Below are 16,469 nucleotides of genomic sequence, written 5' to 3' on the forward strand. Positions count from 1 at the left end.
AAAGCCCGAAAAGTTTACTCACTTTGGCGAAAAAATCAATCCAAAGTGATTATTCTTTGTGACTTTCTTTGTTTTACCGCCCCATCATACCCGGCGGCATCATACCTTTCATGCCCCGCATCATCTTCGCGAGGCCCCCTTTCTTCATCTTTTTCATCATGCGCTGCATGTCATCGAACTGCTTGAGCAGCCGGTTGACATCCTGCACCTGAGTCCCGGAACCCGCCGCGATACGGCGTTTGCGGGAACCTTTGATAATTTCCGGTTTGACGCGCTCTTTTTTGGTCATGGAATTGATCATCGCTTCCATTTTGGTCAGCACGCTGTCATCCATCTGCGATTTCACCGCGTCCGGCACCTGAGACATACCCGGCAGCTTGGTCAGCATCCCGGCCATACCGCCCATATTGCGCATCTGCTTAAGCTGTTCCAGGAAGTCGTTGAGGTCAAACCCGTCACCTTTTTTCAGCTTGGAAGCCAGTTTTTCCGCCTGATCGCGGTCAACTTTGCTCTCAATCTCTTCAATCAGTGACAGCACATCGCCCATGCCCAGAATACGGGAGGCAACGCGATCCGGATGGAACGGCTCCAGTGCATCGGTTTTTTCCCCGACACCCAGGAACTTAATCGGTTTACCGGTGATATGGCGGATAGAAAGCGCCGCACCGCCGCGCGCATCACCATCGACTTTAGTCAGCACCACACCGGTCAGCGGCAGGGCTTCGTTAAAGGCTTTGGCGGTGTTTGCCGCATCCTGACCGGTCATGGCATCCACGACGAACAGGGTTTCCACCGGGTTAATGGCCGCATGCAGGTCTTTGATTTCGCCCATCATGCCTTCATCGACATGCAGACGGCCCGCGGTATCCACCAGCAGGACATCAAAGAATTGCAGCTGCGCATGTTTCAGCGCTTTTTTAGCGATATCAATCGGTTTTTCTGACACATCAGACGGGAAAAATTCGATTCCCACTGTCTCTGCCAGTGTCTGTAACTGTTTAATCGCCGCCGGACGGTACACGTCCGCAGAGACCACCAGCACCTTTTTCTTGTGTTTTTCTTTCAGCAGTTTACCGAGTTTCGCCACACTGGTGGTTTTACCCGCACCCTGCAGACCGGCCATCAGTACCACAGCCGGCGGCTGGGCAGAGAGATCCAGAGCGTTATTTTCCTCGCCCATCGCCGCAACCAGTTCGCCCTGAACGATTTTGACGAACTCCTGCCCCGGCGTCAGGCTTTTATTCACCTCATGGCCGACAGCACGCTCTTTGACGCGGTTGATGAAATCCCGTACCACCGGCAGGGCAACATCGGCTTCCAGAAGCGCCATGCGCACTTCGCGCAGCGTTTCTTTAATATTGTCTTCCGTCAGTCGTCCGCGACCACTGATATTGCGCAAGGTGCGCGAAAGTCTGTCAGTTAAATTATCAAACATGTCATCGACTCTGCCAAAACTGAGCTAAAAATAGAAAAGATACCCGGGATTATAACACGCACCGCAGCAAATCAGCGAACCGATTTACGTAAAGTATCGTGTAATCATTGGAGTGATCTGCGGGCTGCGGTATACTGACGTATGAATTTTGTTTCATCTTACTGACTGAATAATCACAAAACCATGCCTGAAATCTCTGTTGTTGCAATTAGCGCATATCTGTTAAGCCTGGTACTTCTGATGCCGGGCGTGCTCCGCTATCAGCGCGGCTACCGGAAACTGGCGCTTATCTTCGCCGTTATCGCCCTGGTGTGCCACGGCGTGGCGATTAAATCACAGATTTTTCAGGGCGCTGGTCAGAACCTGACACTGCTGAACCTCGGCTCGGTGGTGAGCCTGCTGGTCTCCGTCATTATGACGATTGTCGCATTTCAGGGCCGGGCGTGGTTCCTTATCCCGATTGTTTACAGCTTCTCGATGGTCAACCTGATTCTTGCCACCCTGATGCCGGGCGAGTTTATCACCCACTTACAGGCCAGTGTGCCGCTGTTTGTGCATATCGGACTGGCGCTGCTCAGCTTCGCGACACTGATTATTGCGGCGCTGTATGCCATGCAGCTCGGCTGGATGGATCATCAGCTGAAAAACAAACGTCTTAAGTTTACGCCGGATATGCCGCCGTTAATGGTTATTGAGCGTAAAATGTTTCATATCACGCAGGTCGGCGTGATTCTGCTGACACTGACTCTCGCCACCGGCATTGTGTTCATGGATAACATCTTTGATAAAGATAATATTCATAAATCATTGCTGTCGATGGTCGCCTGGTGTGTCTATATCGTGCTGCTGTGGGGGCACTATCATGAAGGCTGGCGCGGCAAACGGGTTATCTGGTTTAACTTCGCCGGCGCCTTTATTCTCACACTGGCATTTTTCGGGCACCGTCTGTTTCAGGAACTGATGCTGTATGCATAACGGCCGGTCTCTGTAACGCCCTTTTCCGCTCATCACAAAAGAAAGGAACACCGCTGTGGAGCACGTCTCAACAAGTACGCTGATTATTATTCTTATTTTATTGGTGATAATTTCAGCGTACTTTTCCGCATCCGAAACCGGGATGATGACCATCAACCGCTACCGGCTGCGCCATCAGGTCAGGCAGGGAAACCGGGCTGCCCGCCGTGTCGAAAAACTGCTGGAGAAACCGGAACGCCTGCTGAGCCTCATTCTTATCGGTAATAACCTGGTCAATATTGTCGCTTCCGCACTGGGGACGATTGTCGGTATGCGCCTGTACGGCAACGCCGGTGTGGCTATCGCCACCGGGGTACTGACCTTTGTCATCCTCGTGTTTGCCGAAGTGATGCCGAAAACCATTGCCGCACTCTATCCGCAGCAGGTCGCCTTTCCGAGCAGTTTTCTGCTTCGTCCGCTGGCAAAAATCTGTCTTCCGCTGGTCTGGGCATTTAACGCGATAACCCTGATTATGATGCGCTGCATCGGTATCCGCGGCACCGTGATCCGCAGCGATGCGGTATCAAAAGAAGAACTGAAAACCATCGTTAATGAGTCCAAAGGCAAGCTGTCCCGCCGCAACCAGGACATGCTGATCTCCATCCTCGATCTGGATAAAGTCAGTGTGGATGAAATTATGGTGCCGCACACTGAGATCATCGGGATTGATATCAATGATGAATGGAAATCCATTCTGCGCCAGCTTACGCACTCGCCGCACGGCCGGATAGTGCTCTACCGCGACTCGCTGGATGATGCCATCGGTATGCTACGTGTCCGGGAAGCTTACCGGCTGATGATTGAGAAGCAGGAATTCACCAAGCAAATGCTTATCAAGGCCGCTGATAAAGTCTACTTTGTGCCGGACAGCACACCGCTGAACTTACAGCTGGTTAATTTCCAGCGCAATAATGAAAAAGTCGGACTGGTTGTCGATGAGTACGGTGACATCCGGGGGCTTATCTCCGTGGAAGATATCCTGGAAGAAATTGTCGGTGATTTTACCACCTCAATGTCACCGTCGCTGGCCGAGGAAGTGACCCGTCAGCCTGACGGTACACTGCTGATTGAAGGCTCTGCCAATATCCGCGAAATCAATAAAGCCCTGAATCTTTCCCTGCCGGAAGAAGGTGCCCGCACCATTAACGGCCTTCTGCTGGAAGAGCTCGGTGATATCCCGACACTCAATACCGTTGTCGCTGTCGGTAACTACCAGTTTGAAGTGGTTGCCATCGGTGAGAATGTGATTAAAACGGTAAAACTGTCGCCGCTGAAACCGGCCGGTGCCGATATCGCTGCTGATATCTGAAAAAGATAAAAGACATAAAAAAACCTGCGGCAGCAATTCGCGCAGGTTTTTTTGTATCCGGGGCTGAAAAATTACGGATGCAGTTTTTCCAGCTCATCATCAGATAACAGCAGTTCATCATTTTTGTTGACGCGGACATCGCGCTCAATGATGTTTTTTGCAATCTGATGTGCTTCTTCCAGTGAATGCATTTTATACGTCCCGCACTGATACAGGTTCAGTTCAGGGATCTTCGCCTGATCTTTGACAGTCAGGATATCCGCCATAGCGTCTTTCCAGGCCTGTGCAACACGGGTCTCTGACGGCGCACCAATCAGGCTCATATAGAACCCGGTACGGCAGCCCATCGGCGAGATATCAATGATTTCAACACCATTGCCGTTTAAATGGTTACGCATAAAACCGGCAAACAGGTGTTCCAGTGTATGCGTTCCTCTTTCCGGCAGAATCTCTTCATTAGGAACACAAAACCGCAGATCGAAAACAGTGATGGTATCGCCACCCGGGGTGGTCATGGTTTTCGCTACGCGTACCGCAGGTGCCGCCATGCGTGTGTGGTCAACTAAAAAACTATCCAGCAAAGGCATAATTCCCGCTCCTCTTTTTTTTGTAAAAAATGCCGAACGAATGAAACTTTTTCTGAATACGCTGGTCTGATGTATTGAAAGACGCGCAAATTGTTATCATCCCTATTCTCTGAGAGATTTATTTTGGCCACATTGATTGTGGCCATTTTCTTATCTGTCAGAAATCAGCGACCGCCGTGCAGCGCCAGATACTCATCAAAACTTATCGTATCACTCTCTTCCATCGCTTTTTGTTTATCGACAGAAGTCTGCCATTGTTCAGCAAAGTCTGCTTCACTGATCACTTCATACGGCTCGTGAGTCAGTTCTTCATGATACCGATCTGCCAGGGCCAGCCCGTAACTTCCGATACCCGCTTCTTTTATCAGCGCCAGCATCCGCCCCGAGAACGTCAGTTCCGGGTCATCAAACTGTGCTTTCAGTGCTTCGCACACTTCGCGATACTGTGTGCCTGAGCAGGTATCTAACACATCGGCAACACGCAGGAGATCATTAAACAGTGCGTGACCCACTTTTTGCAAGGGTTGTTTTTCACGACCGCAGCCGATACCGATTTCCTGTCCCGGTTTACGCCCTTCCAGAATCACACGATTCCAGTTATGGCGGGCACACGCCAGCTCATCCGCGCTCATTTCCGGCGCATCCGCCAGCACACACCAGATAAGGAACAGGTCGAGGAAACGGATTTGTGTTTCATCGACACCGGTGGCAGAGAACGGGTTGATATCCAGGGCACGGACTTCGATATACTCCACCCCGCCGCGCTGTAAGGCGTCAGACGGTGACTCATCACCTTTCTGCACACGCTTCGGCCGGATAGGGGCATAGAACTCGTTTTCAATCTGCAGGACGTTGGCGTTAATCTGAAGGTGTTTTCCGTCTTTGGTTAATCCCAGTGCGGCAAATTCTTCAGACGGGATCTGAATGGCATTCTTCAGCCCGGCAACATATGTGTCCAGATGGTTGAAGGTGATGTTCAGATCACTTTGTGACTTGTTGGTATAACCGAGGTCACTTAAACGCAGTGACGTGGCATACGGCAGGTATAACGCCCCTTTCGGCAGCGTTTCAAACGGCAGATTAGTTTTGCGGCCGCGCAGGAACGAGCTGCAGATTGCCGGCGAAGCACCGAACAGATACGGGATCACCCAGCCGAAACGGTAATAGTTGCGGATCAGGCGGAAGTAGCCGTCGGAGATTTTATCCTTGCCGCTCTGTGCATCGCTGATACCGCTCCACGCCTGCCAGAATTCCATCGGCAGAGAGAAGTTATAGTGGACACCGGAAATGGTCTGCATCAGCGCACCATAGCGGTTTTTAAGTCCTTCACGGTACAGTGTCTTGAAACGGCCGGCATTGGATGTGCCGAACTGCGCCAGTTCGATATGCTCTTCAGAATCAATGAAGCATGGCATGCTCAGCGGCCACATCCGTTCATTGTTCAGATGACGCGCAGTGTAGCGGTGCACATCACGCAGAAATTTCACGGTGTAATCAATGCGCGAATCCACCGGGGTAATAAACTCCAGCAGTGACTCGGCAAAGTCCGTGGTGATCCACTTATGGGTTAATGATTTTCCCAGCCCTTCCGGGTGACCGGTACGTGCCAGAGCACCATCCGGCGTGATACGCAGTGTTTCACGCTCAATGCCGCGGTTGATGCCTTTTAAAATCCGGGGGTGCGTCTCTAACCATGAGAGCGCTTTGGATACATCCGGGATCAAATCGACCTCCCGTCCTGATAATGGATATTATTCATAAGAGGGATACTTTATCGTAAAGCCGGGTTATTGTCGCTGTGATTCAACCCTGCCCCACACAAACGGAACAGCAGAAACCAATGCCGCGACAATACATTATCCCTCTTACACGTCATTGTTATACGATCAGTTTCAGAAGCATCTGTACTTCAGATAACAAGTATGACGTAAAAATGGATTCGATTCAGTGACGGGAAAAACGGAAAAAGAAAAACCCCGCTCAAAGAGCGGGGTTTTTATATGGTGCACCCGAGAGGATTCGAACCTCTGACCGCCCGGTTCGTAGCCGGGTACTCTATCCAGCTGAGCTACGGGTGCTGAATATGGGATAAGAGAGGAAGATGGTGCACCCGAGAGGATTCGAACCTCTGACCGCCCGGTTCGTAGCCGGGTACTCTATCCAGCTGAGCTACGGGTGCATCGCATACTAATTCTGTTACCGGAAATCAGTTTTGAAATAAGGTGATAAGATGGTGCACCCGAGAGGATTCGAACCTCTGACCGCCCGGTTCGTAGCCGGGTACTCTATCCAGCTGAGCTACGGGTGCGTACCTTAAAACATCTTTTCAGAACTGATTTTTTATCTTAGCATTTTCTTTTGCCAAAATAAAAACCCCATGACAGTATCGTGGGGTTCAAATGGTGCACCCGAGAGGATTCGAACCTCTGACCGCCCGGTTCGTAGCCGGGTACTCTATCCAGCTGAGCTACGGGTGCAATCTGAATGGCGGTGAGAGAGGGATTCGAACCCTCGATGCAGCTTTTGACCGCATACTCCCTTAGCAGGGGAGCGCCTTCAGCCTCTCGGCCATCTCACCATTGTTCCAGACTACACAACGATGATTTCCGTTTCCGTCATCTCGTCGTCGTGTGGCGCACATATTACTTTCCCCCACTGAGAAGTCAAACAATTTTTCCCAACTTTTTAAGATCTCACGATCGTTTGCACAATTACCGCGCACTATGTTGATTTTCACAACGATACGTGTGTTTTTACGGCAGCAGGATCCACATCAGCATAACGCGGCGGTGAGGAAAAAATCCGGCAGTGAGCAGAGAAAGTAACAGAATGACGGGCGATTTTTGCAGGAAAAAAAGTGAGGAGCCGGGATAATAGCGGCAGGAAGAAAAGAAGAAGGCGCCCGTCGCGGTAACGAGCGCGCCTCACAACTTAATAGTTATTGTTATTGGGTTGAGATTTTTCAGCCTGGATCCGCTGGTAAATTTCTTCACGGTGAACAGAAACCTCTTTGGGGGCGTTGACACCAATTCGTACCTGGTTTCCTTTAACACCCAGTACAGTCACTGTTACCTCATCGCCTATCATGAGTGTTTCACCAACTCGACGAGTCAGAATAAGCATTCTTTGCTCCTTGAAATATTAAAAGAGTCGGGCCTCTGAGTTTACCCGCCATTATCCATCCAACACCGTGAAAGCGTATAGCAATGATTATTTGTAAACTATATGTAGTTTTAGACACATTGCAATATTTAGTGTAGTTAAAAATTGCGACCTAACGTTAGTGATACAAAGACCTTATCACCAATATCAGGAGCACGCCGGAGCGCGCTCCTGTTCAGATTTACTCAGACTACAGGTGAGATGCCACCCAGCTTTCAACGCTTGCCATAGCAGCAGGTAAAGCAGCGGTATCTGTCCCGCCGGCTTGGGCCATATCCGGGCGACCGCCCCCTTTACCGCCGATTTGTTCAGCAATAAAAGCAACCAATTCGCCGGCTTTGACTTTGCCGGTCAGATCTTTTGTTACACCTGCAATGAGACTAACTTTATCATCACTGATAGTTGAAAGCACAATAATTCCAGAGCTTAATTGATTTTTTAGATCATCAACCATCGTGCGTAACATTTTAGGTTCAGCGTTAGTCAATTGTTTCACCAGGAGTTTAACACCGTTCACTGAAACGGCATCTTTGGTCATGGAGGAACTTTCCTGCGCAGCCTGCTGTTCTTTGAGTTGCTGTAACTCTTTTTCCAGGGTACGGATTTTATCCAGCGCAGCTTTGACTTTCTCGCTCACACCGGCTTCATCACTTTTCACCAGCTGAGCCACCGCAGAGAGCGCGTCAGACTGCTGATTCACGCTTTCCAGTGCGCCGGCACCGGTGACCGCTTCAATACGGCGGATACCGGCAGCTGTGGCGGATTCACTGATAATACGGAACAGACCGATATCACCGGTACGTGCCGCGTGAGTACCACCGCACAGCTCGGTTGAGAAGTCGCCCATGCTCAGTACACGGACACGTTCATCGTATTTTTCACCGAACAGAGCCATCGCACCTTTGGCTTTCGCCTCTTCCAGATCCATCAGCTCAGTCACAACCGGCTCATTTTTACGGATTTCGGCGTTGACCAGGGCTTCCACTTCACGGATTTGTGCCGGTGTCATGGCTTCAAAGTGAGAGAAGTCAAAACGCAGGTATTTATCGTTTACCAGTGAGCCTTTCTGTGACACATGCTCACCCAGAACCTGACGCAGCGCGGCATGCATCAGGTGCGTTGCCGAGTGGTTCAGACGGATGGCATTACGGCGCTCTTCGTCGATTTTCGCGGTGATTTTGTGGTTCACCGTCAGTTTGCCACTGTCCACACGACCGGCATGGCCGATAGCCTGACCGTATTTCTGTGTGTCCAGAACGCTGAACTGCGCATCGTTGTTCGACAGCACACCGGTATCACCGACCTGACCGCCGGATTCCGCATAAAACGCGGTTTTATCCAGGATCACCAGACCTTCATCACCGGCATTCAGTTCAGTAACAGGCTGACCTTCTTTGTACAGTGCAACAATGGTTGCCGCCTGTTCATTGTGGTCATAACCGGAGAAGTCACTGCGCTTGTCCACTTTGATGAGACTGTTGTAGTCCGCACCAAAACCGCTGTTTTCACGGGCACGGCGGCGCTGTTCTTCCATTGCCGCTTCAAAACCGGCTTCATCCACCTTCAGGTTGCGCTCGCGGCAGACGTCAGCGGTCAGATCCAGCGGGAAACCATAGGTGTCATAAAGACGGAATGCCGCTTCACCGCTCAGGGTATCCCCGGTCAGTGAGGCTAATTCGTCATCCAGCAGTTGCAGGCCGCGTTCCAGCGTACGGGCAAACTGCTCTTCTTCTGACTTCAGCACTTTCTCAACCATCACGCGCTGACGTGCCAGTTCTTCACCGGCAGAGTCCATCACGTCGATCAGCGGTGCAACCAGTTTGTAGAAGAAGGTGTCTTTCGCGCCCAGCATGTAGCCATGACGGACAGCGCGGCGGATGATACGGCGCAGCACATAACCGCGGCCTTCGTTGGACGGAATAACACCGTCGCAAATCAGGAAGGCACAGGAACGGATGTGGTCGGCGATCACGCGCAGTGATTTGCTGGTCAGATCGTCAGCACCGGTCACTTTCGCCACATCAGCAATCAGTTTGCGGAACAGGTCGATATCATAGTTAGAGTTTACATGCTGCAGAACAGCGGTAATACGCTCCAGACCCATACCGGTATCAACGGATGGTTTCGGCAGCGGCTCTAATGTGCCGTCAGACTGACGGTTGAATTGCATAAAGACGATGTTCCAGATCTCGATGTAACGGTCGCCGTCTTCTTCCGGTGATCCCGGAGGACCTCCCCAGATGTGGTCACCGTGATCAAAGAAAATCTCAGTACACGGACCGCAAGGGCCGGTATCGCCCATCTGCCAGAAGTTGTCAGAGGCGTATTGGGCACCTTTGTTATCACCGATGCGGATAATGCGCTCAGCCGGAACACCGACTTCATCTTTCCAGATGTTGTACGCTTCATCATCCGTGGCATAAACAGTAACCCACAGTTTCTCTTTTGGCAGGTTAAACCATTCTTTGCCGGTCAGCAGTTCCCAGGCGAAATTGATGGCATCATGCTTGAAGTAATCGCCGAAGCTGAAGTTACCCAGCATTTCGAAGAAAGTGTGGTGACGTGCAGTGTAGCCGACGTTTTCCAGGTCGTTATGCTTACCGCCGGCACGGACACAGCGCTGTGCTGTGGTAGCGCGGGTGTAAGGACGTTTATCCAGACCGAGGAAAACATCTTTGAATTGATTCATCCCTGCGTTAGTAAAAAGCAGCGTTGGGTCGTTGTTCGGAACCAGCGAACTGCTCTGGACAATCTGATGTCCTTTTGTATGGAAAAAGTCGAGAAACGCTTGACGGATCTCAGCGGTGCTTTTGCTCATATTTATCCCGAAATCAAGCTGAAATAATAAGATTTATGAATTGCGAAACAGACTGTGAAGCCGCTCCGATTCAACCTTCGGATCAATCAAGGCGGAGAGAAATTTAAGGGTTTCCCTTGAACATTAATTCCCAGATAAATCCATTCGCTGTACCCATTGTAAAGCGAATAAACTTTTTCTGAAAGTCTGTTCGTACAAACGGCGTTCATCCGGCAGGGAGTGGGGTTTTTGTATAAAGAACACGGTATGAGGGACAGAGACAGGCGGTTGTCCGCAGATAGAAAGAAAGCCGTACCCGTCACGGATACAGCTTTCATAGTAACTCAATGATTTTATTACTGTAAATCTTAAAATCAGTGTGGTTTTACGAATTAAAACTCTTCGTTACCCGCATCTTCAGTTTCACTTTCTTCGTTGAAACTTTCTGCTGCGGTACTGAATTCACCACTGTGATTCAGTAATAACTCACGTAATTTTTTATCCAGTTCATCCGCCATTTCCGGATGTTCTTTCAGGTAAATTGTGGCGTTTGCCTTACCCTGACCGATTTTTTCACCGTTGTAGCTGTACCATGCACCGGCTTTCTCAACCAGCTTATGTTTCACACCCAGGTCGATCAGTTCGCCCATGGTGTTGATACCTTCGCCGTACATGATCTGGAATTCAGCCTGTTTGAACGGCGCAGCCACTTTATTTTTCACCACTTTCACGCGGGTTTCGCTGCCGACCACTTCATCACCGTTTTTCACCGCCCCGATACGGCGGATATCCAGACGGACAGAGGCATAGAATTTCAGTGCGTTACCACCGGTGGTGGTTTCCGGGTTACCGAACATCACACCAATCTTCATACGGATCTGGTTGATGAAAATCAGCAGTGTGTTGGAGTTTTTCAGGTTACCGGCCAGCTTACGCATTGCCTGGCTCATCATACGGGCTGCCAGGCCCATGTGAGAGTCACCGATTTCACCTTCGATTTCAGCCTTTGGTGTCAATGCTGCCACGGAGTCAACAATAATGACATCAACCGCACCGGAGCGGGTTAAAGCATCACAGATTTCCAGTGCCTGCTCGCCGGTGTCCGGCTGGGAGCACAGCAGGTTATCAATATCCACACCCAGTTTCTTGGCATAAACCGGATCCAGTGCGTGTTCCGCATCGATAAACGCACACACACGACCCTGACGCTGTGCAGCTGCGATAACCTGTAATGTCAGCGTGGTTTTACCGGAAGATTCAGGCCCGTAGATTTCAACAATACGTCCCAGCGGCAGACCACCAGCACCCAGTGCAACGTCCAGTGCCAGAGAGCCGGTTGAGATAGTTTCCACATCCATGGAACGGTCTTCACCCAGACGCATGATCGAACCCTTACCGAACTGCTTCTCGATCTGACCTAAGGCTGCTGCCAGTGCTTTCTGTTTGTTCTCATCAATAGCCATGTAAACTCCCTTCTCAACCCCTGAGACACCGCCCGGGTTATTAAAATGGTTTCAACTGAATCTGTTGAATTGATTATACTGTATAGTCATACAGTATCAAGTGATTTTTTCGTCAGAATTGCAATTAATCCGTCAAGCCCTTTCAGCACCGCCTGACAGCGCACCGCATTACGATCGCCCGGAAAACACCAGCTGCGGGCCGCGGTTTTTATTCCTGTTTTTTCCCGCCACGCCCAGCCGAACCAGACTGTCCCGACCGGCTTTTCATCACTGCCGCCATCCGGCCCGGCAATGCCGCTGACAGAGACGGCTAAGTCCGCACCCGCAGTGTCCAGCGCCCCGGCGGCCATTTCCCGGACCACTGCCTCACTGACCGCACCAAAAGCGGACAGTGACTGTTCTGATACGCCGATCATACTGTGTTTGGCATCATTACTGTAGGTGACAAACCCGCGCTGAAAATACGCCGAACTCCCGGCGATATCTGTGATCACCTTGGCAATCCACCCGCCGGTGCAGGATTCTGCCGTTGTGACACTCAGACCGGCTTCAAGGAGATAAGATCCCAGTTCCGTACTTCGCCGGGTCAGAGCCTGTTCATCATGCATCGGTCACTCCTGTTGTGAAATCTGTTTTTTGCGGCGGATATCCCAGAGCCATAATCCGCCGATTGCAATGGCAAACAGGCTGCCGAACGCCGCACCGATCACCACCACCGGCACACCGGCTTTGACGGCCAGGGAGTAGAGCCCCAGCATCAGAAGCATCGCGCCGTTTTCCCCCATATTCTGTACCGCGATAGCGTTCCCCGCCCCGACAGTCTCTTTACCGCGCTTTTGCAGCAGCGCATTGAGCGGCACCACAAACAGGCCGCCGAATACGCCGAGCATAATCAGCGTGATATTGGTCGGTACCACCGAGGTCTGAAAGGTGAAAATAATGACCATCACCCCGATCAGGATCCCGGCCGGCATGCAGCGGCGCACGGTTTCCAGGGTGATAAAGCGGGCAGCCAGCCCGGCGCCTGCCACAATCCCGATAGCAACCATCGCATTAAGGAGTGTCGGCATGGTCTGGCCGGTAATGCCCAGTGCCGCCGGAACCCACAATACCAGCATCAGCCGCAGTGTCACGCCCGCGCCCCAGAACAGACTGGTACCGGTCAGGGAAAAACGGCTTTCCTGGTTTTTCCACAGTGATACCACAGCGCGGAAGAAAGTGACCACCATCGTACGCGGATTGCGGCTCAGGCCGGTTTTCGCCGGCGGCAGCCGCGGAATATAAATGTTGGTCACTGCCGCCAGTGCGTACATCACCGTACATAAAATCAGTGCCATTGTAATATGGTAATCAGACAGGAAGCCGCCGGTTACCGACCCCAGCAGAATAGCCACAATCGTCGACGCTTCAATCAGCCCGTTGGCTTTCACCAGCTGTTCACCAGTGGTCAGTTCACCGAGGATCCCGTATTTTGCCGGGGAATAGGCCGCTGCCCCGACCCCGATCAGCCCGTATCCCAGGAACGGATCCGCGCCGAAGCAGATCACCACCGCGCCGAAAAGCTTACAGGCGTTCGACAGCAGCATCACCCGCCCTTTCGGGAAGCTGTCGGCAATCTGTCCGACAAACGGTGCCAGCACAATAAAAGTCAGCACAAAGACCATCTGCAGCATCGGCTGGCTCCACTCGGGATAGTGCCGGGCGCTGAGCTGTGCAAGGATGGCGAACAGAATAGCGTTATCCGCAAATGCCGTAATAAACTGGGAAACCAGTACCGCTTTCATGCCTTTGTTCAGTAACGGGGCGGATGCTGTCATACCTGCGGCTCCTGTAATGCCTGTTGTTTCAGTGTGACAAAATCCGGTTTACCGCTGCCGAGCACCGGCAGCTGTCTGATATAACGGATATCACGCGGAACCGCCAGTTCCGGCAGCCCTTTCGCTTTCGCTTCTGTCAGCAGTTGTGTGCGATCCAGTTCACTGTCAGTGGTAAACATCACCAGTGCTTCGCCGCGTTTTGCATCCGGTTTCGTCACCACAGCATGCAGTTTGTCCGGCGAGACACTCAGTGCCAGTTGCTCAACACTTTCCAGCGAGATCATCTCACCGGCCAGTTTGGCAAAGCGTTTGACCCGTCCGCGGATAGTGATAAACCCGGCCGCATCCTGTGTGACGATATCGCCGGTATCATACCAGCCGATCTGAACCTCGCCCTGCATATTCTCCGCTGACGGCGGTTCAATCTGCCCCGGTTTTTCCACCCGCAGATACCCTTTCATCACATTCGGGCCGCGCACCTGCAGCAACCCGCCGTTTTCAATCCCGGCAACCGGCAGCAGCCGCGCTTCCATCCCCGGCATCAGCCGTCCGACAGTACCGGTACGGGCGGCCATCGGCACGTTAATGGAAATCACCGGCGCACACTCAGTCACCCCGTAACCTTCCAGAATGCGCAGGCCGAATTTATCCTGCCAGACCTGTTTGGTGCCTTCCGCCAGCTTCTCCGCCCCAGCCACAGCATAGCGGACACGGGCAAAATCATACGGATGAGCAAAACGGGCATAGTTGGCAAGGAAGGTGGATGTCCCGAAAATGACGGTACAGTTCTGGTCATACGTCAGCTCCGGCACCATGCGGTAATGCAGCGGGCTCGGATAGAGGAAGATCCGGCTGCCGCACAGCAGCGGCGTGATAAGCCCGGCAGTCAGACCAAAGGCGTGAAACAGCGGCAGTGCAGACATAAAACGGTCTTTCGGCGTGAAATCCGCCACCGTTTTAATCTGCTCAACGTTTGCCAGCAGAGAATCGTGACTGTGCACCACACCTTTCGGTGTCCCTTCCGAACCGGAGGTAAAGAGAATAATCGCATCATCTTCCGGCTTCTGCGGCAGCAGTGCCGCCTGCGGCGTGACCAGGTGACGCATCACCCACAGTTTATCTTTCAGGGTAACGGATGCTTTTGCCTCTTCCAGATAGACCCAGTTGGCTTCTGTCAGCTGTTCCGGCAAATGTGTCATTTTGCCTTTTTCCAGAAACTGGCGCGAGGTGATGATGGTAGTGATCCCCGCCGCCTTCATGGCATTCCGCAGCCCGGCGACACCCGCTGTGTAGTTAAGCAGTGCCGGGATACGGCGGCGCATGGAAGCGCCGAGGATCGCCGCACCCATCACGGTGGCATTCGGCAGCAGGAAGCCGGTGCGCTCTCCCTCTTTGGTATAGTGGCTGATAATGCAGCTCAGTCCGAGGGATTTTTTCAGCAGCCCCTGATAACTGTCCTCGCTGAAATTGATGTCATCAATGATCCGCTGGAAACGGCCGTAACGTTTTACCGCGCCGAGAAATGCCTGCGGCAGTGTCAGTGACGGGCGGCACGTCATGCGTGCATCCATCATAATGTCGCGCAGATGTTCCCCCGCCAGACGGCGGCGCTCTGCGGCACGCGGTGCCTCCGGCATCGGAATGGTCTCCGGCGGCAGAACATGAATGGTGATGGCCGGGAAAAAGTGACTTTTGATCACTTTCCGCATCCGGCTGAAATACGTCAGTTCCGCGCCGTCAATCCGCACCGGGATCACTTTCGCGCCGGTTTTGGCAGCAATAAAAGCAGCGCCGTCGTAGATCTTCATCAGAGAATCAGTGATCGTCACCCGCCCTTCAGGGAAGATCACTATCTGACGCCCTTTTTCAACTTCGCGGATCAGATGCCGCAATGCCAGCGGATTACGCGGATCCACCGGAATAATATCGGCAATGGGTTTTAAACAGCGGATGAAAAATGGCGTGGCATAATTGGTGTACATCGCGAACACCGGCCGGGTCGGCAGGAATAACCCCAGCAGAACACCATCGATAAAAGAGGCGTGGTTCGGGGTGATAACACTTCGCGGTTGATTAAGATTACTCAGGTCACCTGTAACACGAATGCGGAATAATCCGCGGAGCAGTGCACGTAACACATTCATCAACATACTGAATTCCCTGTGTATTTATTATTCCGCCAATCAGTTCGGCGGGCAGACGCTTTAATAATAACACAGCGGATTGATTAACCAACTGACAGAGCGGTACGGAATTACCTTTAATTCGATTTGTGTCACTGTTCACAATAATACAGCAGCAGGCACTATACTGCAGCGTGGATACGGGTGCAGATCTGACTGATGAGTTCCGGTACCGGACAGGTGGCATCCACCACGATATCCGCGCATTCCAGATAGAGCGGCTCGCGCTTGCTCAGCACTTCCGCCATCTCCTCCACAATGCACTTGCCGGTCAGGCTCGGGCGCTGATGTGCCTGAGGGGTGTGTGACAGCCTTTCCGCCAGGGTTTCGGCACTGGCGCGCAGATATACCACTTTGCCGGAGGATTGCATAAACGCCCGGTTTTCCGGTGCCATCACAATACCGCCGCCGGTGGAGACCAGACGGTGTGGTTTACTGACCTGACGCAGCACATCACTTTCCAGCTCACGAAAACTGCGCCAGCCCGATTGTTCCACCAGTTGGGAGATAGACATCCGGCACTGTTCTGTCACACAGGCATCAGTGTCAATAAAATCGTACAGTAATGCCTGCGCCAGTGGTTTACCCACCGTGGTTTTGCCAGCCCCGCGGGCGCCGATAAGATAAATAATCGGTTTTTCATCCTGATGATTCATACTATCCGCTTTCTCCGCAGGTGTTCATAATATTTTACATAAGTGT

At 52.0% G+C, this 16,469-nt stretch carries 12 protein-coding genes and 5 tRNA genes; 2 read left to right on the forward strand and 15 right to left on the reverse strand.

Going from position 1 to position 16,469, the window contains the following annotated elements; translation table 11 throughout:
- Nucleotides 1-73: 73 nt before the first annotated feature.
- Nucleotides 74-1,435, reverse strand: coding sequence for a signal recognition particle protein (gene ffh, locus ACSBQN_RS13600; RefSeq protein WP_036409740.1), 1,362 nt, complete (start codon nt 1,433-1,435; stop codon nt 74-76).
- Between the two features lie 183 nt (nt 1,436-1,618).
- Between ffh and ACSBQN_RS13605 the strand changes: the two genes are divergently transcribed.
- Together ACSBQN_RS13605 and ACSBQN_RS13610 are read left to right on the forward strand one after the other, a co-directional pair.
- On the forward strand, nt 1,619-2,410 hold the full coding sequence (locus ACSBQN_RS13605) for a cytochrome C assembly family protein (protein ID WP_024472627.1): 792 nt from the start codon (nt 1,619-1,621) through the stop codon (nt 2,408-2,410).
- Between the two features lie 55 nt (nt 2,411-2,465).
- Nucleotides 2,466-3,758, forward strand: a complete 1,293-nt coding sequence (locus tag ACSBQN_RS13610; protein WP_024472628.1) for a CNNM domain-containing protein — start codon at nt 2,466-2,468, stop codon at nt 3,756-3,758.
- Between the two features lie 71 nt (nt 3,759-3,829).
- Here the strand turns inward: ACSBQN_RS13610 and luxS are convergent, their stop codons facing one another.
- The 14 genes from luxS to aroL form a co-directional block, all read right to left on the reverse strand.
- Complete coding sequence (luxS, locus tag ACSBQN_RS13615; RefSeq protein WP_004238743.1) at nt 3,830-4,345, reverse strand: S-ribosylhomocysteine lyase; 516 nt, start codon at nt 4,343-4,345, stop codon at nt 3,830-3,832.
- Between the two features lie 164 nt (nt 4,346-4,509).
- Nucleotides 4,510-6,069: a glutamate--cysteine ligase gene (gshA, locus tag ACSBQN_RS13620; RefSeq protein WP_024472629.1), complete on the reverse strand. Its 1,560-nt coding sequence runs from the start codon at nt 6,067-6,069 to the stop codon at nt 4,510-4,512.
- 277 nt (nt 6,070-6,346) lie between these two features.
- Nucleotides 6,347-6,423: transfer RNA gene (locus tag ACSBQN_RS13625), tRNA-Arg, on the reverse strand.
- A gap of 24 nt (nt 6,424-6,447) precedes the next feature.
- A tRNA-Arg gene (locus tag ACSBQN_RS13630) sits at nt 6,448-6,524 on the reverse strand.
- A gap of 52 nt (nt 6,525-6,576) precedes the next feature.
- Nucleotides 6,577-6,653 (reverse strand) — tRNA-Arg (locus tag ACSBQN_RS13635).
- Nucleotides 6,654-6,745: 92 nt separating this feature from the next.
- A tRNA-Arg gene (locus ACSBQN_RS13640) sits at nt 6,746-6,822 on the reverse strand.
- An 8-nt stretch (nt 6,823-6,830) separates the two neighbouring features.
- Nucleotides 6,831-6,923: transfer RNA gene (locus tag ACSBQN_RS13645), tRNA-Ser, on the reverse strand.
- Nucleotides 6,924-7,276: 353 nt separating this feature from the next.
- Nucleotides 7,277-7,468: a carbon storage regulator CsrA gene (gene csrA, locus ACSBQN_RS13650; protein WP_004237871.1), complete on the reverse strand. Its 192-nt coding sequence runs from the start codon at nt 7,466-7,468 to the stop codon at nt 7,277-7,279.
- Nucleotides 7,469-7,697: 229 nt separating this feature from the next.
- Complete coding sequence (alaS, locus tag ACSBQN_RS13655; RefSeq protein ID WP_024472630.1) at nt 7,698-10,325, reverse strand: alanine--tRNA ligase; 2,628 nt, start codon at nt 10,323-10,325, stop codon at nt 7,698-7,700.
- A gap of 371 nt (nt 10,326-10,696) precedes the next feature.
- Complete coding sequence (recA, locus tag ACSBQN_RS13660) at nt 10,697-11,767, reverse strand: recombinase RecA (protein WP_004237869.1); 1,071 nt, start codon at nt 11,765-11,767, stop codon at nt 10,697-10,699.
- 86 nt (nt 11,768-11,853) lie between these two features.
- Nucleotides 11,854-12,375 carry a nicotinamide-nucleotide amidase gene (gene pncC / locus ACSBQN_RS13665; protein ID WP_036414082.1) on the reverse strand — a complete coding sequence of 174 codons (522 nt, stop codon included), beginning with the start codon at nt 12,373-12,375 and terminating at the stop codon, nt 11,854-11,856.
- 3 nt (nt 12,376-12,378) lie between these two features.
- Nucleotides 12,379-13,584, reverse strand: coding sequence for a lysophospholipid transporter LplT (gene lplT / locus ACSBQN_RS13670; protein ID WP_024472632.1), 1,206 nt, complete (start codon nt 13,582-13,584; stop codon nt 12,379-12,381).
- On the reverse strand, nt 13,581-15,734 hold the full coding sequence (gene aas / locus ACSBQN_RS13675) for a bifunctional acyl-ACP--phospholipid O-acyltransferase/long-chain-fatty-acid--ACP ligase (protein WP_163653843.1): 2,154 nt from the start codon (nt 15,732-15,734) through the stop codon (nt 13,581-13,583). Before aas ends, lplT begins: the two co-directional genes overlap by 4 nt.
- A 155-nt stretch (nt 15,735-15,889) precedes the next feature.
- Nucleotides 15,890-16,423 (reverse strand): shikimate kinase AroL, encoded by a 534-nt coding sequence (aroL, locus tag ACSBQN_RS13680; protein ID WP_024472634.1) that lies wholly within the window; start codon nt 16,421-16,423, stop codon nt 15,890-15,892.
- Between the last annotated feature and the right edge of the window lie 46 nt (nt 16,424-16,469).

Source organism: Morganella sp. B601 (genome assembly GCF_051172335.1).
GTDB classification, from domain to species: Bacteria; Pseudomonadota; Gammaproteobacteria; order Enterobacterales; family Enterobacteriaceae; genus Morganella; species Morganella morganii.